General features: G+C 63.3%; 17 protein-coding genes and 1 riboswitch. Of the genes, 7 read left to right on the forward strand and 10 right to left on the reverse strand.

Features of this window, described 5'->3' with window-relative positions; all coding sequences use genetic code 11:
• Window positions 1-4: 4 nt before the first annotated feature.
• Complete coding sequence (locus tag AC6JA3_RS02710; protein WP_347782511.1) at window positions 5-529, reverse strand: hypothetical protein; 525 nt, start codon at window positions 527-529, stop codon at window positions 5-7.
• Window positions 526-1,539 (reverse strand): WXG100 family type VII secretion target, encoded by a 1,014-nt coding sequence (locus tag AC6JA3_RS02715; RefSeq protein ID WP_347782512.1) that lies wholly within the window; start codon window positions 1,537-1,539, stop codon window positions 526-528. Before AC6JA3_RS02715 ends, AC6JA3_RS02710 begins: the two co-directional genes overlap by 4 nt.
• Before the next feature lie 209 nt (window positions 1,540-1,748).
• Here AC6JA3_RS02715 and AC6JA3_RS02720 point away from each other — a divergent pair, with 209 nt between their 5' ends.
• Both AC6JA3_RS02720 and AC6JA3_RS02725 read left to right on the forward strand, forming a co-directional pair.
• Entirely contained in the window at window positions 1,749-3,272 is a 1,524-nt protein-coding gene (locus AC6JA3_RS02720) for a UDP-N-acetylglucosamine 1-carboxyvinyltransferase (protein ID WP_026543347.1), read from the forward strand.
• Window positions 3,273-3,318: 46 nt separating this feature from the next.
• The gene (locus AC6JA3_RS02725; RefSeq protein WP_347782513.1) at window positions 3,319-4,515 is read left to right on the forward strand and encodes a glutamate--cysteine ligase 2; all 1,197 of its coding nucleotides are present in this window, start codon (window positions 3,319-3,321) and stop codon (window positions 4,513-4,515) included.
• A gap of 101 nt (window positions 4,516-4,616) precedes the next feature.
• On the opposite strand, the gene AC6JA3_RS02730 is transcribed toward AC6JA3_RS02725, so the two are convergent.
• From AC6JA3_RS02730 to AC6JA3_RS02740, 3 genes are read right to left on the reverse strand one after another with little or no spacing between them, the layout of a single operon-like run.
• Window positions 4,617-5,825 carry an O-succinylhomoserine sulfhydrylase gene (locus AC6JA3_RS02730; protein WP_026543349.1) on the reverse strand — a complete coding sequence of 403 codons (1,209 nt, stop codon included), beginning with the start codon at window positions 5,823-5,825 and terminating at the stop codon, window positions 4,617-4,619.
• The gene (locus AC6JA3_RS02735; protein ID WP_347782514.1) at window positions 5,826-6,236 is read right to left on the reverse strand and encodes a rhodanese-like domain-containing protein; all 411 of its coding nucleotides are present in this window, start codon (window positions 6,234-6,236) and stop codon (window positions 5,826-5,828) included.
• Complete coding sequence (locus AC6JA3_RS02740; RefSeq protein WP_026543351.1) at window positions 6,233-6,499, reverse strand: DUF1737 domain-containing protein; 267 nt, start codon at window positions 6,497-6,499, stop codon at window positions 6,233-6,235. Before AC6JA3_RS02740 ends, AC6JA3_RS02735 begins: the two co-directional genes overlap by 4 nt.
• A gap of 13 nt (window positions 6,500-6,512) precedes the next feature.
• Window positions 6,513-6,625: riboswitch (SAM riboswitch) on the reverse strand.
• A gap of 165 nt (window positions 6,626-6,790) precedes the next feature.
• Here AC6JA3_RS02740 and AC6JA3_RS02745 point away from each other — a divergent pair.
• The 4 genes from AC6JA3_RS02745 to AC6JA3_RS02760 all read left to right on the forward strand — a co-directional run bounded on the left by AC6JA3_RS02745 (window position 6,791) and on the right by AC6JA3_RS02760 (window position 11,617).
• The gene (locus AC6JA3_RS02745; protein WP_347782515.1) at window positions 6,791-8,119 is read left to right on the forward strand and encodes an NtaA/DmoA family FMN-dependent monooxygenase; all 1,329 of its coding nucleotides are present in this window, start codon (window positions 6,791-6,793) and stop codon (window positions 8,117-8,119) included.
• Complete coding sequence (locus AC6JA3_RS02750) at window positions 8,119-9,738, forward strand: aromatic amino acid ammonia-lyase (protein WP_347782516.1); 1,620 nt, start codon at window positions 8,119-8,121, stop codon at window positions 9,736-9,738. Before AC6JA3_RS02745 ends, AC6JA3_RS02750 begins: the two co-directional genes overlap by 1 nt.
• Complete coding sequence (locus tag AC6JA3_RS02755) at window positions 9,735-10,796, forward strand: PLP-dependent cysteine synthase family protein (protein ID WP_347782517.1); 1,062 nt, start codon at window positions 9,735-9,737, stop codon at window positions 10,794-10,796. The genes AC6JA3_RS02750 and AC6JA3_RS02755 overlap by 4 nt, the downstream gene beginning before the upstream one ends.
• Before the next feature lie 338 nt (window positions 10,797-11,134).
• The gene (locus AC6JA3_RS02760) at window positions 11,135-11,617 is read left to right on the forward strand and encodes a carboxymuconolactone decarboxylase family protein (protein ID WP_347782518.1); all 483 of its coding nucleotides are present in this window, start codon (window positions 11,135-11,137) and stop codon (window positions 11,615-11,617) included.
• A gap of 249 nt (window positions 11,618-11,866) precedes the next feature.
• On the opposite strand, the gene AC6JA3_RS02765 is transcribed toward AC6JA3_RS02760, so the two are convergent.
• The gene (locus AC6JA3_RS02765; RefSeq protein ID WP_026543356.1) at window positions 11,867-13,321 is read right to left on the reverse strand and encodes an amino acid permease; all 1,455 of its coding nucleotides are present in this window, start codon (window positions 13,319-13,321) and stop codon (window positions 11,867-11,869) included.
• 255 nt (window positions 13,322-13,576) lie between these two features.
• Window positions 13,577-14,518: an aminodeoxychorismate lyase gene (locus tag AC6JA3_RS02770; RefSeq protein WP_026543357.1), complete on the reverse strand. Its 942-nt coding sequence runs from the start codon at window positions 14,516-14,518 to the stop codon at window positions 13,577-13,579.
• An 86-nt stretch (window positions 14,519-14,604) separates the two neighbouring features.
• Here AC6JA3_RS02770 and cls point away from each other — a divergent pair, with 86 nt between their 5' ends.
• Window positions 14,605-16,077: a cardiolipin synthase gene (cls, locus tag AC6JA3_RS02775; protein ID WP_091552348.1), complete on the forward strand. Its 1,473-nt coding sequence runs from the start codon at window positions 14,605-14,607 to the stop codon at window positions 16,075-16,077.
• Window positions 16,078-16,098: 21 nt separating this feature from the next.
• On the opposite strand, the gene pabB is transcribed toward cls, so the two are convergent.
• The 3 genes from pabB to AC6JA3_RS02790 form a co-directional block, all read right to left on the reverse strand.
• The gene (gene pabB / locus AC6JA3_RS02780; RefSeq protein WP_347782519.1) at window positions 16,099-18,138 is read right to left on the reverse strand and encodes an aminodeoxychorismate synthase component I; all 2,040 of its coding nucleotides are present in this window, start codon (window positions 18,136-18,138) and stop codon (window positions 16,099-16,101) included.
• Window positions 18,135-18,695, reverse strand: a complete 561-nt coding sequence (locus AC6JA3_RS02785) for a low molecular weight protein-tyrosine-phosphatase (RefSeq protein ID WP_026543360.1) — start codon at window positions 18,693-18,695, stop codon at window positions 18,135-18,137. Before AC6JA3_RS02785 ends, pabB begins: the two co-directional genes overlap by 4 nt.
• 92 nt (window positions 18,696-18,787) lie before the next feature.
• Window positions 18,788-19,408 carry a TetR/AcrR family transcriptional regulator gene (locus AC6JA3_RS02790; protein ID WP_347782520.1) on the reverse strand — a complete coding sequence of 207 codons (621 nt, stop codon included), beginning with the start codon at window positions 19,406-19,408 and terminating at the stop codon, window positions 18,788-18,790.
• Window positions 19,409-19,504 lie beyond the last annotated feature (96 nt).

The following is a 19,504-nucleotide window of genomic DNA, read 5'->3' on the forward strand; positions in this document are numbered from 1 at the left end:
AGCATTACTCGCGCCAGTTGAGGAAGCCCTTTTTCCCCTCCGGCGGCGTGAGGACCACGTCCCGCCCGTACTTCTTCTTCGCGTCATCGCCGAAGAAGGCATCAGGAACTATCCGGATTGCCTTGGCAACCTTCCCGTCCTTCAGGAAGACGAACAACGCCGGGGATGCCGTGTAGCGGTTCTCCTTGGTCAGGGGTTCGCCGAAGGCCGCTTCGATGTCCTTGGCCGGCGTCCCTTCCGTCACGAATCCGGCCTGGTCCCACTCGAAGTCCGTGGCGTCAGCCAATTTCAGGGCCGTCCCGTTCTTGGCGGATTCGAGGACCTGGCTGTTGAGCTTCTCATTCGATTCGGGCATAACGGATCCTCCTAGTGAACAGGCGGCCAGGGCGCAGGCCAGGACGAGGGTGAGCAGGCTTGCGAGCGTGGCGCGGGTTGCGAGGGTGGCGCGGATGGCGCGGCCCGCGGCCGGGATGCGGCCTGCTGAAGTCCGTGGCCGGCGTCGTGCCTGTGTTGGGGGTTGGGTCCTCACGAGGTGGTCCGGGACTCGTCGTTGAACTCCGGATCCTCGCCCGGGGCGGGCTCGGCATTGTTGGCGTCGCCGGTCTGGTCCATGGGGACCTCGTTGGACGGGTGGGGCAGCAGGTCCTGTCCCACCACCACGGTGTCGCCGTTGTTCACGGCTTCCTCAATCAAATCCGCAAGCTCCTCAGCACTGGCATCCGGGTTGGCGATGGCCACATTGCGGCCCACCTCATTGTTGTACAGATCCATGGCTTCACGGGGCGCAGGGTTTCCAGGGAGCTGCTCGTGGGCCGTCGCGTAATCCTCCGCCCAGTCGGCGCCGAACTCCTTGACCATGAGGGCGTTCCAATAGGCGTGGCGGAAGGCGTCATTCTGGTCATCGTTGCGGTCTGCACTGGGAAAGCGGTCATCAGCGGTGCTGAACGCGTCATCGTGGATGTCCTTGAAGGCGTTCATCTCAAAAGGGCCCAAGCCGTTGAGGAGCTCAGCTTCCTTCTCGGTGACTTCCCTTTGGTCGACAATGAAGCGCAGGGGGTCCCAGTCCCCGGGCCACTTGGTGACCTTGGCATCGCTGACCTGGTACTTGTCCAAGATTTCCTGGGGGGTGGGCTGGTCCTGGTTGGACGCGGTCTTGGTGCTGGCGTCACCCCCGGAACTGCCGTTGCTGTCGGAACCGGTGCTGCCGGCGTCCCCGGCGCTCCCTGAATCGCTCCCTGAACCGTTGCTGCCAGCGCCTTCAGTGGAAGCGGAGGATTGCTGGTCCGCGTTGGTCAGGACGGACCGTGACGCTTCCTCCAGTCCACGCGTTGTCCGTTCCAGCAGCGGCCTCAGCCGGCCTTGCCAATCCGCGGCAAAACGCTTGGCGTCCTGGCCCTGCCACCCGCCGCCATGGCCGGTCATTCCCTGCCCGATCAACGAGTCGAGCTCCCTGGCCCGGCTGGTCAACAGTGTGGCACCGTTGGACAGGGCCTTTGAGAGTGCTTTGAGTTGGTCGACGTCGGCGCCGTAGAAAGGCATGTTTCCCCCTGAGCTTTGCCTCCATGCTTTGGTATTGTCGCGCGAATCGCAATGGGGACCTCTGCCCAGCCATGACGGGTGGAAAGCGTTAGCCGGAAGTGAGCGGCCGCCGTCGAGTCTTTATCTCACAATCCGGGTACGGTGTGACGTTTGCCGCTCAAACGGCGTTTTATGCTCCACTTCTAGCTCACCTGTGATATTTCTTGGATATGACGCAACCTACCGCTGAACACGTAGGCCTTCTGCTCCGTAACGCCCGCGGCGAAAAAGGGTGGACGCAGGGGCAGTTGGCTACCGAGCTTGGAACCAGCCAGAGCGCAATCGCCCGGATGGAGCAAGGCAAACAGAATCTCAGCCTTCGGATGATCGAGCGGCTCGAGGCCATCTTCGGCCGATCAATCGTCAAAGTGGGCAAGCCCCAGATGACCCACCTCCGGGTTGAGGGCGGCAGGACCCTTTCCGGAGAAGTGGATGTCAACAGCAGCAAGAATGCAGGCGTGGCCCTTCTGTGCGCCAGCCTGATCAACCGCGGCACCACCACGTTGCGCCGGTTGGCCCGGATCGAGGAAGTCAACAGGATTGTTGAAGTCCTGACGTCCATCGGCGTCGAATGCACGTGGCTCAACGGAAGCGACCTCCGCATCCGCAGGCCCGACGTCCTGGACCTGGGTTCCATGGATGTGGACGCTGCCCGCCGTACCCGCAGCGTCATCATGCTGCTTGGTCCGCTCTTGGACGAGACCAGCGAATACCTGCTCCCCTACGCCGGTGGCTGCGACCTCGGAACCCGCACAGTGGAGCCGCACATGCAGGCGCTGCGCCAGTTCGGGCTCGACGTCGAAGCGAAGTCCGGGTTCTATTCCGTGACTGCGCCGCCCGCTGATGGACACGACCGTTCCTTCGTCCTCACCGAACGTGGCGACACCGTGACCGAGAACGCCATCATGGCCGCCGCACACCGCGAGGGCACCACGGTCATCCGGAACGCGAGCCCCAACTATATGGTCCAGGACCTCTGCTTCTACTTGCAGGGACTCGGCGTGGAGATCCAGGGCGTGGGAACCACCACGCTGAAGATCACCGGCCGTTCGGCCATCGATGTGGAGATCGAGTACTTCCCCTCCGAAGATCCCATCGAGGCAATGAGCCTGATCACCGCCGGGATTGTCACCAACTCCGAGGTCACCATCCGCCGTGTCCCCATCGAGTTCATGGAAATCGAGCTCGCCACCTTGGAGCAGATGGGCCAGAACCTCGAAATCTCCGGGGAGTACATGGCACGCAACGGCCGGACCCGCCTGGTGGACGTTACTACCAAGCCATCCGAGCTCCGCGCTCCCCAGGACAAGATCCACCCCATGCCGTTCCCCGGCCTGAACATCGACAACCTGCCGTTCTTCGCAGTCATCGCAGGCAACGCCGAAGGCCAGACCATGATCCACGACTGGGTCTACGAAAACCGTGCCATCTACCTGACGGAGCTCAATAAGCTGGGCGCCCAGGTGCAGTTGCTTGACCCGCACCGGATCTACGTCAATGGCCCCACCAAGTGGCGTGCCGCGGAGATCGGCTGCCCGCCGGCCCTGCGTCCTGCCGCGTGCTTGCTCCTGGCAATGCTTGCTGCCCGTGGCACGTCCGAGCTCCGCAACATCTACGTGATCGAGCGCGGCTACGAGGATCTGGCAGAGCGGTTGAACACCATCGGCGCCAAGATCGAGTACTTCCAGGACTAGGCTCCACGCCACTGTCCTCCGCAGGCTGCCTGACGCAGAATGGAGCATGCGGACGTTCGGGGTTGAGGAAGAGGTGCTCATCGTCCATCCTGTGACGGGCGAACCCTTGGCCTTGGCCGATGCGCTGCTGGCCACCCACGACCAGCCTGCCACTGCGACCGGGCTCAGTCCCGAGCTCAAGCTCGAGCAGATCGAGACCCAAACCCGGCCCTGCCACAGCTACGCCGAACTCCGGCACCAGATCCGCCGTGGCAGGGTCATGGCCAATGAGGCGGCCCGCCGGCACGGCGCACAGGTTGCTGCGATCGCTACTTCTCCACTGGATTCGAACACCCACACCACCCCGGATCCCCGGTATGCCGCCATGCTGGACCGCTTTGGTATTACCGCCACTGAGCAATTGACGTGCGGATTCCACGTCCACACCTCCGTGGAGTCGCCGGAGGAGGGCGTGGTGGTACTGGACCACATCCGCGACAAACTCGCGGTGCTCACGGCGCTCTCCGCCAACTCGCCCTACTGGCGGGGACTCCCCACGGGGTTCGACAGCTATCGCACGCAGGCCTGGAACCGTTGGCCCACCTCTGGACCCTCCGCTCTTTTCGGCTCCCTTACCGCGTATCGACGCCTTGTGAAGCGGCTGCTGGATACGGGCGTGATCCTGGATGAAGGCATGATCTACTTCGATGCCCGCATCTCCCGCAACCATCCCACCGTGGAGGTCCGGGTAGCCGACGTCTGCCTCCGCGCTGAGGACGCGGCCTTGATTGCGGTGCTGGTGCGGGCTTTGGTGGAGACGGCTTCCCTGGAAATGCTCGACGGCGTTGAGCCCACCCCGGTGCCCACGGCACTCCTGCGGATGGCAAGTTGGCAGGCCAGCAATGCCGGGCTGCGCGGAGATCTTCTGGATTTCGGTGATTTCCGGCCACGTCCGGCAGCGGAAGTGGTGTGGGCGTTGGTGGATTATGTGAGCCCGGTCCTGGATGACCAGGGCGAATTGGAACTGGTCAAGGCCGGCATCCAGGAGTTGCTGGATCGGGGCAATGGCGCCCACGAGCAGCGGGAAGCGGCGGTGCGCTTTACCAACAGGAGGCACGGCGGTCAGAGCCAGGCGGGTAGTCCGCCTACCGCGGAAGCCTTGGCCGCCGTCGTCGGGCATGCAGCGAAGGTGACGGTCCGCGGAACCTCTGCCGACGCGCACAAGGAGCCCGCGCCGACGCTGGCCAGGGTCAGGCGGCCCTAGGTCCGCAGGTTTCCCCGGTCTTCCGTGGACTTCGCCACCGTGCCGGCAGCGTTGACTGCTCCGGCACGGTGGGAAGGAAGGATGCTTCCCCGGCTGCAGGATCAGACCTGCTTGAGGGCCTTCTCCAGGTCCAGGATGAGGTCGTCCACGTCTTCCAGGCCCACAGACAAACGGACCACGCCGTCGCTGAGGCCGATCGCGGCCCGGCCCTCCGGACCCATGGCCCGGTGGGTGGTGGTGGCCGGGTGGGTGATGAGTGACTTGGAGTCACCGAGGTTGTTGGAAATGTCCACCACGCGCAGCCCATCGAGCAAGGCGAACGCAGCCTCCTTGGCTGAGCGTCCGGCCGAAGGCGACAACTCGAACGTCAGCACCGTACCGCCGGCCTTCATCTGTTTCGCGGCAAGCTCGTACTGCGGGTGGGACTTCAGCAGCGGGTATTTGACCCAGCTGATGGCGGGTTGCTGCTCAAGCCACTCTGCGATCTTCAAAGCCGATGCCGAGCTGTGGTTTACCCGCAGGCCGATGGTCTCCAAACCCTTGGTCAGCACCCAGGCATTGAACGCGGACAGCGACGGGCCGGTGTGCCGCATGAGCTGCTTGACCGGGCCGTCGATGAACTCCTTGGTCCCCAGGATCGCGCCGCCCAGAACACGGCCCTGGCCGTCGATGTGCTTGGTGCCTGAGTACACAATCACGTCCGCGCCCAGCTCACCGCAGCGCTGCAGCAGGGGAGTGGCGAAGACGTTGTCGACGACGACGGTCGCCCCGGCGGCATGCGCCAGTTCGCTGACGGCCGCGATGTCCACGATTTCCTGCATGGGGTTGGACGGTGACTCGAAGAAGACGGCGGTGGTCGGCTCCGAGAGGGCTTCACGCCATTGGTCCAGATCCGGGCCATCCACGAATACCGTCTCCACGCCCCAGCGGGGCAGGATCTCATTGAGGATCACAAAGCAGGAACCGAACAAGGAACGGGCGGCCACCACGCGGTCGCCGGCAGCCAGCAAGGCACCCAAGGCGGTGAACACCGCGGACATGCCGGACGCCGTCGCAAAGCATGCCTCGGTTCCTTCGAGCAGCCGCAGCCGCTCCTGGAAGGTGGCCACGGACGGGTTGCCGTAGCGGGAGTAGACGAAGCGTTCGTCCTCGCCGGTGAAGGCACGTTCGGCCGCAGCGGCTGACTCATAGACAAAGCCGGAGTTCAGGAAAACCGGCTCGGAGGTTTCCTGGAAATTGGTACGGTCAAGACCACCGCGAACGGCCTGGGTGTCAGGGCTCCAGCCGGCGGCGTCGGGATTGAATGTCACTTACTCGGTCCCCAGGTTCGTCGGCAGGCCGCGGTTTTTCCAGCCGTTTACGGTGCGCTCGCCGTAGCGGTCCGGTTCGCCTTCAAAGCCTTCAAGGACGTTGTAGGCCGTGAAGCCGGCTCGCGTCGCGGCGATCGCGGCGGAGATGGAGCGCTGGCCGGAGCGGCAGATGAAGACGAGCTCCACGGCTTCGTCCTCGGGTGCCTGCTGCTGCAGGTCCTCGATGAAGCGGGAGTTGGGGATGCCGCCGGCGAGGTTCCACTGGATGAAGAGGGGATCGTTCTCCGTGGCTTTGGTGTCCGGGATGCCGATGTGGGCCCATTCGCCCTCGGTGCGGACATCCACCAGGATGGCGCCTTGTTCAAGCTTGGCCCACGCGTCCTGTGGGGTCAGGTCACCTGCGTAGCTCATGCGTGGCCCTCGAATGCTTCTTCGTCGTCGTAGTTCTCAAGCTGGTCCACTGCGTTGGCTACGGCCGCGTCAGCGTTGGCGATCGCAGCGGGAAGGACAATGGCTTGGGCAACAATGACGGTGGTGCCGTTGAACGTTGCTGCCGGGCTGCCATGGAGCACATAGCCCTCGGCGAGTGCGCTATGGATACGCTCACAAAATTCACGGTTGTCCGGGCCTGTAATCAGGCGGTAGGAGAGTTTTTCTTCAGTGGGTTCAGGCATTGCTGGTGCTCCTCAGTCACGCTTGCAGTTCGAATTTGTCGATACGCCGAGTAGTCACCTGAGGCACCCCGCCGGAGAGAGGGTTGCCGACCAGCAAGTCAGGGCTTTGCGCTGGTACTCATTACTCAAGAAAAACGTAACATCGACCGGCCTTGGGCCGCACTTGCGTGCTGTTCTCCGGCCGTCATGTTGCGTAATCGGGGGCTGCCCGGGACCTCACCAAATGTGACGTCCCGGGAGCATAATTGACCCAGTACGACCCCCTGTAACTTCGCATGAAATCAGGTCGCGGTGAACGGACAGAGCAGTTCTACACTCAAGCCCATGCTGCACTTTGGATGGTTTGTAGGCCACGGATTCGGTGTCCAGGGGTGGGGGACGCCGGGCTACGGCCTGGGCTACGACTGGAAGAAACCCGCCCTGTACCAGGACGCAGTCCGGGCGTTCGAACAATCCGGTTTGGACCTCTTCATCATTGAGGATTCCCTCACCGTGCCGGACACGTACGGCGGATCGGCGGAGGTCTCCCTGGCTCATGCCTCCTTCGCGCCCAAGCATGATCCCCTGGCGCTGGTCCCGTATCTTCTGTCCGCCACCGAGCACCTGGGGATCGTCCCGACGGTCAGCGCGTCCTTTTATCCGCCCTTCACAGCCGCCCGGCTCCTGGCCACGCTGCAACACTTCTCGGAAGGGCAGCTGGGCTGGAACGTGGTGACGTCCGGCAGCGACCTCGCCGCGCAGAACTACGGGCTGGACCAGCAGATCGAACACGACCTCCGGTATGAAAAGGCGGAGGAATTCGTCGACGTCGTCAGGCGGCTCTGGCGGAGTTGGGAACCTGGCGCTGTGGTTGAGGATGTGGAAGCCGGCATGTTCGCGGACCACAGCAAAGTGCATCCGATCAACCACCACGGCGACTTCTTCAAGGTACGCGGTCCCCTGAACACGGCGCCTTTGCCTGAAGAACCCGTGTTGGTGCAGGCCGGCGCGTCACCGCGGGGGAAGGCGTTCGCAGGTGGCCATGCCGACGTCGCCATTGCCTTGGCCCGCGGCGTTGACGGTATGAAGGCCTACCGGGACTCCATCCGTGCCGAGGCCGCCAAGGCAGGCAGGAACCCCGACGACGTCAAGGTACTTTTCGTCCTGAAGCCCACCGTGGTTGGCTCAACTGCCGAAGCTGAGGACTTGCGGGCCCAGCGCCGTGAACTCACCCAGCGGGACATCGACAGCCAGCTCAACTCCATTTCGTATCTTTCGGTGATCGACTTCAAACAATTCGACCTCGATGCTCCACTGCCGGAACTGAGTACCAACAGCAACCAGGGGACCTTGGAACACTTCGCCAAGGCGGCGCCTCCCGGTTCCACTTTGCGTGAGATCCTGCAGGCCCGGAGCGGCGGGGCAGGGGATTCGATCATCGGCACCGTGGGCCAGATTGCCGACTACCTTGAGTCCACCGGCTCCGAGGTGGGCGGCGACGGGTTCCTCTTTTCCGGTTTCGTGGATCCGGTGACGGTCCATGGGGTACTGGATAAACTCACTCCCGAACTGCGGCGCCGTGGCCTGTTGAGGAAGAGTTACGGCAATGGTGGGTTCCGGCAGAACCTCCTGGACTTTTGATGGCCTCTGCTGGGCCCCGCGCCCTTCATTTGGGAACGACGCCGATTTCCGCGCGGAGTGTTGCCCTAACGGCTGAGTCCTCGTTCCACGTGAAACTCAACCAAGATGCGTTGACTCTGATGACCCGCTCACGGGATGTTCTGGAGCATGCGGCGGCCTCCGGACAGCGGGTCTACGGGCTCAACACTTTGCTTGGATCCGGCAGGGATACCGCTGTGGAGGAGAAGTCGCTGCTGGCGTATCAAATCCAAGTCGTCAGGTATCACAACAGCGGCGTGGGCTCCTACTTGGACCGTTCCGCTGCCCGCGCTGTGATCCTGGCCCGGCTCATCGGGTTCAGCCGGGGAGGTTCCGGCGTGCGCCCGGAAACAGCCGCTTTCTATGGGGAGATGCTGAACCGTGGAGTCCTTCCCGCCATCCCGCGCGAAGGCTCTGTGGGTTCCTCGGACCTCACCCAGCTGGCCGCCGTCGCAGCCGTTGCCATTGGTGAGGGCCAAGCCTTCGACGCCGACGGCACTTTGATCCCCGGAGCCAAAGCGCTCGCCGACGCCGGCCTGCAGCCACTGGTCCTAGCGCCCGGCGAAGCGCTCGCCTTGGTCAGCGCCAACGCCTACTCCGTGGGCGTCGGAACCCTCGCCCTGGTGCGGTTGCAATACTTGGCCCGCCTGGCCGACGTCGCGCTTTCCCTCTCGCTGGAGACCACCGCCAGGTACGACGGCGGCGGGAACCTCAGTCCGTTTTCGCCGGCCATCCAAGCGGCCAAGGCGGTAAACGGCCAGGGTGACTCGGCGTCTGCAGTGCGCCACCTGCTCAGTGGTGGCTGGATGGAAGATGTGCGTCCCGAGGTGTCGGTGCAGGATGCGTTGTCCTTCCGGGCCGCACCGCAGACGCACGGGGCTTTTCGATCCCTCGTGGCGCAGCTGGATGCTGCGTTGGAGGTAGAGCTGAATGGTCGCGGCGACAATCCGTTGGTTGATGTCGAGTCCGGGCTCATGGTGTCCGGCGGGAACTTCCAGCCGATGCAACTGGCCCTTGCGTTCGAAGGCCTGCGGGTCGCGGTGGCACACGTGGGGATCTCCAGCGAGCGGCGCATCGCCAAGCTGTATCCGCCGCAACGGGCCATCCGGGCCAGGCACTTGCAAGCAGCATCGACTAAAGCCCCGTCTGCGGGGTCTGGACCCGGGGCCGGACTGGACTCTGCCCCGGCTGCCGGGCTTGCCCAGGAGGAACTGCCCGGGCTGCTGTGGTACTCCGCCGCCGGGCTGTTGGCCGAACTCAAGTTCCTGGCCGCCCCGGCCACCCTCGGCGCACCAACGCTGTCCGCCGACGTCGAGGACCACTCAACGCTGGCCCCCTTGGCCCTGCAGCAACTCGAAAAGTCGGTGGAAGTGCTGGAAAAACTGTTGGCAATCGAGGCATTGACGGCGTCCTATCTGCTGCTGGAAGCGGGAGCCGCGCAGCCGCTCGGGAAGGGGACAGCCGTCGTCGTGGGTCGACTCGCTGATGTGCTGGCCGACAGGCCGGCGGCGCCCGACCTCGTGGAACGGGCGCGGATTGCACTGCGGGACGCCACGGACCGAGTACTCCCGGAAACAGAGGAAGGGGCGGAGTTGCGGTGAACACAACAATTCGCAAACACGGAGTCCACTCGGCAACGGCTACCCCGGACGGGCTGGACGCCTCGGTCCTGGACAAAGTGGGCAACACGCCTTTGGTGAAGTTGGAGTCGCTGGGCCGCGGCCTGGGGAGCACCATCCACATCAAGCTTGAGTCCGAGAACCCCGGGGGCTCCATCAAAGACCGCACCGCCCTCAGCATGGTTCGCGCGGCCGAGAAGTCAGGCGAACTGAAGCCGGGAGCCACCATTGTGGAGAGCACCTCGGGCAACACGGGGATCGGCCTGGCACTGATCGGGCACCTGACGGGCCACCCAGTGGTGGTGGTGACGGGCGATACGATCTCCGAAGAAAAGCTCGCTGCGCTTCACAATTACGGGGCCCGCGTGATCCTGACTGACTGGAATGCGCCGTCCGAGTCACCGGAGAACGCCCGCGCAGTAGCCGCCCGGATCACCGCAGAGACACCCGGTGCCTGGCGGCCAATGCAGTTCGACAACCCCGCCAATCCCTTGGCGCACTATGAAACCACCGGACCGGAAATCTGGGAGCAGACGGGCGGCCAGGTCACGCACTTCGTTGCCGGCATAGGGACCGGCGGGACCATCAGCGGGAACGGGCGGTACCTGAAGGAACGCGTGGCGGATTCACGGCCCGGCGGGCACCTGGAAGTTGTTGGAGCCGACCCCTATGGCTCCGCCTACAGCGGCGGGCACCCCGGCGAGATCCTGGTGGATGGCGTGGGTAACTCCTGGCCGGAACCCGAATGGCCCAAGGCATTCGACCGCTCCATTGTGGACCGATTCCTGCGCATTCCCAACGACGAGGTCTACACCACCGTCCACAGGCTTCTCGACGAAGAAGGCCTGGCGCTTGGCCCGTCCTCCGGGCTCGCGGTGGCCGCGGCTGTCCGGGTGGCCCGTGCTGCGCCGCACGGTTCGGTGGTGGTGGCCATAGCGCCCGACGCCGGCACGAACTACCTGAGTAAGGCCTTCAACCCGGCATGGCTGGCCGAGCACGGCATCCGACTGGCCGCCGACACCCCTGCCGCGCGCGAATAGAACCTCTTTCACATCCCCCGGGTTTGGGGGCGCACCTTCTTTCACGTCCCCCGGGTTTGGGGTGAACCCTCTTTCAGGTCCCCCGGGTTTGGGGGCGCACCTTCTCTCACATCCCCGGGTTTGGGGGCGCACCTTCTCTCACGTCCCCCGGGTTTGGGGTGAACCCTCTTTCAGGTCCCCCGGGTTTGGGGTGAACCCTCTTTCAGGTCCCCGAGGTTTGGGGCGAACCTTCTCTCACATCCCCCGGGGTTGGGGGCGGACCTTCTCTCAGGTCCCCTGGGTTTGGGGCGAACCCTCTCGCGTCAGGCTGCATGGGCCCTTTGCGCTAGGCTCCAACCATGCCCGAACAGGAAACAAAACCACGTCTGGCCGGCTATCTGGACAAGCAACAGCCGGAACTTTATGCCACGCTGAGCCACTATTCCCAGCAACTTGTAGACGAAGCCGACCGACTGGGAATCTCGCGTCGCACGCTCGAACTCGTCAACTACTTGTGCTCGCAGATCAATGGTTGCGCCTTCTGCCTTGACCTTCACCATCGCCGGGCCCTGAAGTTCGGTGAAACAGAACAACGGTTGTCCTTGGTAGCTGTTTACAAGGAAGTTCAGCTCTTTGATTCCGCTGAAGTGGCGGCCATGGAAATCGCTGAGCAAATAACCCGCATGAGTTCTTCACGGCCCAGTCATGAGCTCTTTGAGAAGGCACGGCAGCACTACAGCGACGAGCAAATCAGTGTGCTCTGCATGGCTGCGATCGGCATCAACGCTTTCAACCGGCTGTCTATCTTGAGCGAGCACCCGGTCCGCGCAGGCAAGAAGTAACCCAGTGAGAAGTAGGCCCAGCAAATGTGGGGCGTGCCTCCGCCACCAACTTTGGCTCGCAGGGCCGATCCGACACACCTCTTGCCCGGCGTGTCAGGGCTGCCCGGGTTCAATGTGGGTGGTGGAGGTCCGGGAGGTGTGGCGTCCTGACCCTCTTTGAGATGGGCTCAGCCCCTGATCAACCCGTAAAGGTTGTCCAGGGGCTGAGCTGTCTCCAAACAAGGTCAGGAAGCTACGAACCAAGAAGAACTATGCGTCCGCTGCCTTCTTGAGCGACCGGCGTCGGCCGTACTTGAAGTAGAAGACGGCGTAGCAGGCGCCCACGAACGGAACGCCGAACAACAGTGCTGCGACCTGGTTGGGATCGAACGCGATACCGATCAGCGATACAAGGCAAAGTGCGAACGCCAGGATCGGGACCAGCGGGAACAATGGGGCCTTGTACGGCAGTGTGCTGAGGTCTCCGCCGTTCCTGATGAAAGTCCGCCGGTAAATGAAGTGCGACGCCACGATGGACATCCAGACACCCACGGTGGCGAAGCCGGCTACCGAGACGAGCACAAGATAGACCGTGGCCGGAGCCACCACGCTGCTGATCAATGAGGCCAAGCCGCCCAGCATGCTCACGCAGAGCGCCACCATCGGGATGCCGCGCTTGGTGAGTTTCTTGAATACCTGCGGTGCGTGGCCTTCATCGGCGAGTGAGAAGAGCATGCGTGCACAGGAGAAGAGGCCGCAGTTTCCAGCGGAGAGCAGCGCGGTGATGATCACGAAGTTCATGATGTCCGCGGCATAGGGGATGCCGAGCATCGAGAAAACGGTGACGAACGGGCTCTCGTCCACGCTGACTTTTTCGTAGGGGATAGTGGCCGCGATGACCAGGATCGCCCCGACGAAGAAGATCATGAGCCGGATGACCGTGGTCCTCATGGCCTTGGGGATGTTGGCGCCCGGGTTGGCGGTTTCGCCCGCGGCAACGCCTATCAGTTCCGAGCCGGAGAAGGCGTAGAAGACAGCCAGGCAGGTAACGAAGACGCCGGTGAAACCGTTGGGGAACAGGCCCGCCGGCGTGCTGAAATTCTCACCAAAGGAGGGATAGTCTCCCGTAGCGAGGGGGTGGAATCCCGCCAGCGCTGCGCCACCGAGAATTATCAAGCCGACGACGGCGGCAACCTTGATAAGCGCGAACCAGAACTCCGATTCGCCAAAGACACGCGATGAAATGGCGTTCAGTGTGAACAGGACCGTGGCGAAGATGAAGCACCAGATCCAGACGTCGACGCCTGGGAACCAGCGCTGCATGAGGAGGCCGGCCGCTGTAAATTCCGAACCCAGGGCAACCGCCCAGCAAAGCCAGTACAGCCACGCAGTGGCGAATCCTGTGGCGGGGCCGATGGTGCGGGCCGCGTATATGTGGAAAGCGCCGGAGACGGGGAACGCGACAGCGAGCTCCCCGAGACAGGCCATCACCAGGTAAACCACTACGGCGCCGATGAGGAACGCCAGGACAGCGCCCAAGGGGCCGGCTGTGGCGATGGTGTATCCGGAACTTACGAACAGGCCTGATCCGATGACGCCACCCATGGCGATCATGACCAAGTGCCGGGCCTCCATGGACCGGCGCAATCCTGTTTGCGAGGCGTCAGTGTGGGACTGTGCCTCGGTTGCCGATGCTTCGGCTTCTGTGGGGGAGCTGAGTCCCATATTCCCTCCGGGAAGTTAGCCAGCAAAGTCTGAAGTAGTACCAGCCGGACGTGATCCAACTAACACGAGAACAAGATTCATCACATGACGAATGACCATTTCAAGGAGAATAAGGAATGCGATTGAACACACAGACAGCCCTTGGCTGAGGCTAAGAGTTCCTAATCATTTAGTCATGCGAGCGATTACTCTACTTGTTATCTGCTAGGTTCCATGCGGAGCTCCTTAGCCGGAGGCCCGCTGATGGGGTGATGTTTACTCGATTCCCGCGAACAGATGGTTCAGCTCCGCGGTGAGCTGCTTGCGCACCTCGGGCGTGCCGATTTCCTTGCCGTTGATGTGGTTCACAGGGGCGATCAAGCGAATGCTGGAAATGAGCCAGACGGCGTCGGCGTCGAACAGGTCCTGCGGTTCCAGGGGACCATAACCCAATTCCCAGCCGGCAGACTTCGCGGCAGCGAACAATGCGCCCTGCGAGGTGCCCGGGAGGATGCCGCTGTCCAGCTGGGGAGTGATGAGCCGACGAACAGTCCTTGCCGAACCATCGCCGTCGTCCGCTGTTTCAAGGTGCGCCAGCAACACGGTGGACGTGGGGCCTTCCAGGACCCGGCCGTCAGTGGAGGTGAAGATGGCATCGTCGGCACCCTGCTTGTGCGCGTAGCGCAGCGCCGCCATGTTCACGGCGTATGAGAGCGTCTTTGCGCCCAGCAGCAGCCACGGTGCGCGCTCGCCGGCTTCGGTATCAAAGCCGCGGTCCAGAAGCACGACGTCGATGCCCGTCTCGCGCTGTCGGCGACTGCCCGCAGGTGAGGGCGACGCTTGTACCCAGCATGTGGGGTTGGCTGCGCCTTCAACGCCCCGGGTCACGATGAGCTTGACCACGACCTCGTCCTCTTCGGGCGTCGGGGCAGGGTGGACGTCGCGGAATTCGTTGATGGCTGTCTCGATGGCCCGGCGCCAGACGTCCTGCCCGGGGAGCTCCAGGTCCAAGGCTGCCGCGGAACTGCCCAGACGGTTCAGGTGCGCCTGGACTTTGCGGGGGCGGCCTTGAACGGCAAGGAGTGATTCGAACACACCGTCGCCGCGGGTGGCACCCAGGTCCGTTGCCATGAGTTGCGGTTGGCTGGAATCGGCAATACGGCCGTTTTCGAAGGCTGGGTCCAGGAAAACGAGGACCGTGGGGGCAGGTGAAGTCATGGTCCCAGCTTAGTGCGGGGCCACTGCGGACGACTTTGCCGGATAGGCTGTGGTCACCGTTGTTCATGGACCGTAGGGGTTATCGCGTGCTCTTTCCTTTTCCGTTTGGCCAGGAGTGGACCTGGTTGTTGGGTGCGTGGGCCATTGCGGAAGTCATCATGCGCATCGTGCTGCTGGGCATCATTCCGGGCAACCGTCGTCCCACCACGGCCATGGCATGGCTCTTGGCTGTTTTCCTCATCCCTTCCGTTGGGTTTGTGCTCTTCCTGCTCTTTGGCAATTTCAAGTTGTCCAGGCGCAGGCGCGAGCAGCAGGAAGAAGTCAACCGCCGCGTCCGCGCGGTGACCTCCGACCTCGCTGATCCCGTGAGCGTCTACTCCGGGCCGGAATGGGTGAAATCGGCGGGAGAGCTCAACCACCGGCTGGGTTCGCTGCCGATGGTTGACGGAAACAAAGTGGAGCTGATTCCCGGCTACGAGGAATCCATCAAGGCCATGGCCGAGGCGGTCAAGGGTGCGAAGACCTACGTCAATGCCGAGTTCTACATCATGAGCAGCGACTCGGTGACGAACGACCTTCTGACTGAGCTGGAGAAGGCTGCCGAACGGGGAGTGACCGTAAGGCTGCTCTTTGACCACATCGGAACGCTTCGGGTGAAGGGCTACCGTCGGCTGATCCGCCGGTTGAAGGCAGGCAAGATCCAGTGGAAGCGGATGCTTCCGCTGCTGCCCATCCATGGCCAATGGCGCCGTCCGGACCTCAGGAACCACCGCAAGATCATGGTGATCGATGGGATGGTTGCTTTCACCGGCTCGCAGAACCTCATCGAGCCGTCCTACAACAACCCCAAACACCACAAAGTGGGCCGCAAGTGGGTTGAGCTGATGTCCCGTCTTGAGGGTCCAATCGTGGCTACGCTCAACGTGGTGTTCGCTACGGACTGGCTTAGTGAAACGGATGAATCCCTCGAGGACCAGCTGCGTTTGCCAACCCAGCCGGCTCCCGGACACGTCACCGCCCAGGTAGTGCCGAGCGGCCCTGGTTTCGCCACTGAGAACAACCTGCGCCTGTTCAACACACTGATCTACTCTGCGCAGCACCGGATTTCCATTTGCAGCCCGTACTTTGTCCCGGACGACTCCCTCCTCTATGCCATCACCACGGCCGCACAGCGAGGTGTCGACGTGGAGCTCTTCGTCTCAGAAAAGGGCGATCAGTTCCTGGTCCACCATGCCCAGCGCTCCTACTACGAAGCTTTGTTGGAAGCCGGTGTGCGCATCTACCTGTACCGTGCGCCATACGTTCTCCACGCCAAGCACTTCACCATTGATGACGAGGTGGCCGTCCTCGGTTCCAGCAACATGGACATGCGCTCCTTCTCCCTGAACATGGAGGTCTCGGTGATGCTCCTTGGCGCCGAAACCGTGAACCTCATGCGGGCCGTGGAGTCCACGTACCGCGAGGTGTCCCGTGAGCTTATGTTGGAAGACTGGATGGATAGACCCCCGCTGGCCAAGTATGTGGACAACGTGGCCAGGTTGACCGCGACGCTGCAGTAGTCCTCAACAGCAGACCCAGGGTCAGTCCGGGAAGCCGGCCCCCAGCGCGGACAGCACCCCGAACGCCTTGGTCCTGATTTCCTCGTACTCGTCGTCGGCCACGGAGTCTGAAGTGATGGCCCCGCCCACGCCGAGGGTAAGGGTCCGCCCACCGGTGCCGTCCGGGTTGACCACCAACGTACGGATCACCACGGCCAGATCAGTGGCCGCATTCAGCGAAAAGTAGCCAACAGCTCCCGAATAGATGCCGCGGGGTCCGGACTCGAGCTGGTCCAGGATGTCCATGCTGCTGATCTTTGGTGCACCGGTCATCGAGCCGGCGGGAAAGGCTGCTGCCAAAGCTTCCGCCCGGGGTGCGCCCGGTTTCAAATGGGCGTCAATGGTGCTGACCATTTGATGGACGGTTGCGTAACTCTCGATCGCGCACAGGCGGCTGACTGTGACGGAACCAGGGATGGCGAAATGGCTGAGGTCGTTGCGCAGCAGGTCCACGATCATGATGTTCTCGGCGCGGTCCTTCAGCGACGTCTCGAGGTCGTGCCGCAAAGCAGCATCCTCGGCAGCATCCGGAGAACGCCGCCGGGTGCCCTTGATCGGCTCGGCGCGCATGCCGCCGTCGGACAGGATCCGCAGGAAACGCTCGGGCGAGGTGCTTGCCACCACCAGTTCGCCGAACCGGAGGTAACTGGCAAACGGTGCCGGGTTCCGGCGTCGGAGATTCAAGTAGCTGCGCCAAGGGTCCAGGTCCCCGGCGGGGGCTTCGAGGGTGGTGGTCAGGCAGATTTCGTAGGAGTTTCCCTCGCTGATTTCATGCTGGGAGTCTGCGATCTTGCGCTTGTAGTCGGTGGCGGAGTCGCGGCTCACGAATTCCGAGACGGCACCGGAAGAGCCGGCAAAAGGCTCGGCAGAAGAGGCGGCAACAACAGCAGCCCCGACGGCGGTGCGGGCCGCGCGCAACCACTCCCCGGCGTCGGGCGCTTCCAACGCGAGCAGCCAGACGGCATGTTCCCGGTGATCCAGGACCACGGCCCGGCCGGCGAAGAGCAAGGCGGCATCGGGGGTGTCGGAGGCGACGTCGTTGCCGCCGGTTTCGCGTTTGAGCTCGTAGCCGAGGTAGCCGAGCCAGCCGAGGGTGAACTGGCCGTCGTAACCGCGTGGCGCGCGGACGGCGCGTCGGCCCCAGACGGAATCGAGCCAGCGGAAGAACGGCCCGGTGGTGTTGACGGAGGCCGAACCTGCGGTCACCCGGGTAGTCCCGGACTGGTGACGTACCGACTGGCCGAAGGTGCCGCCGTCGTCAGCCAGGATGCTGAAGCGGCTGCGGGCCGCGGCTTGGGACCTGCCGGCCACCGAGGCGGCGTTGGAGGAATCGAGCCACACGGCGTTGGCGGAGCGGCCGTAAAGGGACTCGAACAACAACGCTGCGTCCGGGGTGGCGTCCAGGCGTTCGGAGCGCAGTTGAAGGCCGCGGCGTGCACTAAGTTCCGGTGACAGGATCGAGGCAACTGAAGGCAGGTACATGAGGGCCTGCAGGACATCTTCCGGTGCACTGCCGTCAGCGGGGTTCTGGACCCGGACGTCGGCAGCGCTGATTACGGCATCGGAGGCAAGCCACTGCTCCTCCTGGGCAGCCCAACTGTCCCAGTACGGTTCGTAGGTACTTCCGTCCCGTGCCAAGGCTCGACGGCGGCGATCCTCACCTGGGCATTCCACCCAGACCACGGCGTCCAGCAGGGGTCGGGCAGCCTCTGCCGCAGCACCCACGCCTTCAACAATGATGATTTCGGCGGGCAGCGTGACGTTCAGTCCGCCGTCGTAGTGGCGTTCCCAGTCCCAGCTGGTCCATTCGGCGGCCTGGCCGGAGCTGAGCGGTGTCAGGACTGTGCCGACGTAGCGCTCAATGCCGGGCATGAGGCCGTTCCAGCCGGGATAAATGTCCTCAAGGTGGAACAGCGAGACTTTGTGGTGCTGCCGCAAACGGGCCGCCAGTTCCACGGCCAGTGTGGTTTTTCCTGCGCCGGACCTGCCGTCAACAGCGATGATCACGGGTGCAGGGGTCATGTCATAGAGGTTACCTGCTGGTGGTCGTGGCCCGCGGCGGCTTCGGCGGAGGCGATGGCTGCTTTGACGTACTGCACGATTCCGGGGATGGCGTCTTTGATGAGCGTCCAGGTGTTGTCGAAGTCCGTGTGGCCGCCGTACCAGGGGTCCTCGATGCCGAGATCCAGGGAGCTGCGGCCTTCCATGTGGGGATCGAAGCTGCGGAGCATCCGTACTTTTTCGAGCGAGGCCCGGTCAGGGGCGCCCTCCTGGAGCCAACCGAAGTGGTCAACGTCAAGGGCGAGGATCAGGTCCCGTTCGGCGTACCATTCGTGCAGCCACTTGCGGGCAATGTGGTCTTCCGAAGCGATGTGCTGTGCTGTCAGGACGCGGGCGGCGCGGGGGTCGATCGGGTGCCCCACCTCGTACCCGGTGGTGCCGGCGGAGTCCACCCGCACCAGTTGGCCGAGCCCTTCCGCGGCGAAGGCTTCGGTGAGCATGAGTGCTGCCATGGGTGAGCGGCAGATGTTTCCCGTGCAGACCGTGATGATGCGGTATGGGCTCGTCGTTGAGTACATTCAGCAAGCATGATTGATGGCACCCCTTCTTGGCTAGGGGCCACTTCACAACTGAGTCACTTTTCGTGTCAAAGCTGTCACAGAGCAGCTGGCTACCCCTGCGTTGTGAGCACCGGATCAGTGTTCGAGGCTTCGGTGGCCAGCGCTGCGGCCGCCAGGTAGACGGTGCGTACGACGGCGGCGCGTCGCCTTTGCACGCGGCCGGGGTCGTTGCCGGCCATCAGTCCATCGAGTGCCGGGAGGACGGGCGCGGCATCGCAGAGGCTGACGATGGTGATGAGCAGGTCTCCGGCGTCTTCCCTTGAAATGCCGGGCAGGGCGGCAATGGTGCTGTTGACCTTGGAGGCGCAGTTGGCCATCCTCTTGGGCAGCCCAACAACTTCCACGCCCCGTTCCAGTCCTTCCCAGAAAAGGAGGCGGGGTGCGGTGGCGTCTTTTTGGTGGTGGTCGAAGAGCCGGCCGGCGTAGTCTGCCATGGCCTCGGGTCCGTTGCCCTCGATGGGCACTTCATCCATCAGCGAGCTCAGGGCGGTGACGATCACGGCATCAAAAAGGGCGTTCTTGTTGCCGAAGTATTGGTAGATCCGTTCCTTGTTGACGCCGGCTTCTGCAGCGATGCGGTCGATGCGGGCGCCGGCAAGTCCTCGCGCGCAAAACTCGGAGGTCGCTGCCTCAAGAAGCAGTCCTTTGGTTCGCTCTGTGTCCCACGCCATAGGGTCATATTACCATTTTCCAACTAAGTAGTTGTAATTGATTCCCGGCGGGGTTATGGTGATCTCAAGCCAAAAGCAACCGTTTAGTTGGAGAAT

This window comes from Arthrobacter sp. TmtSoilC79 (assembly GCF_059739405.1).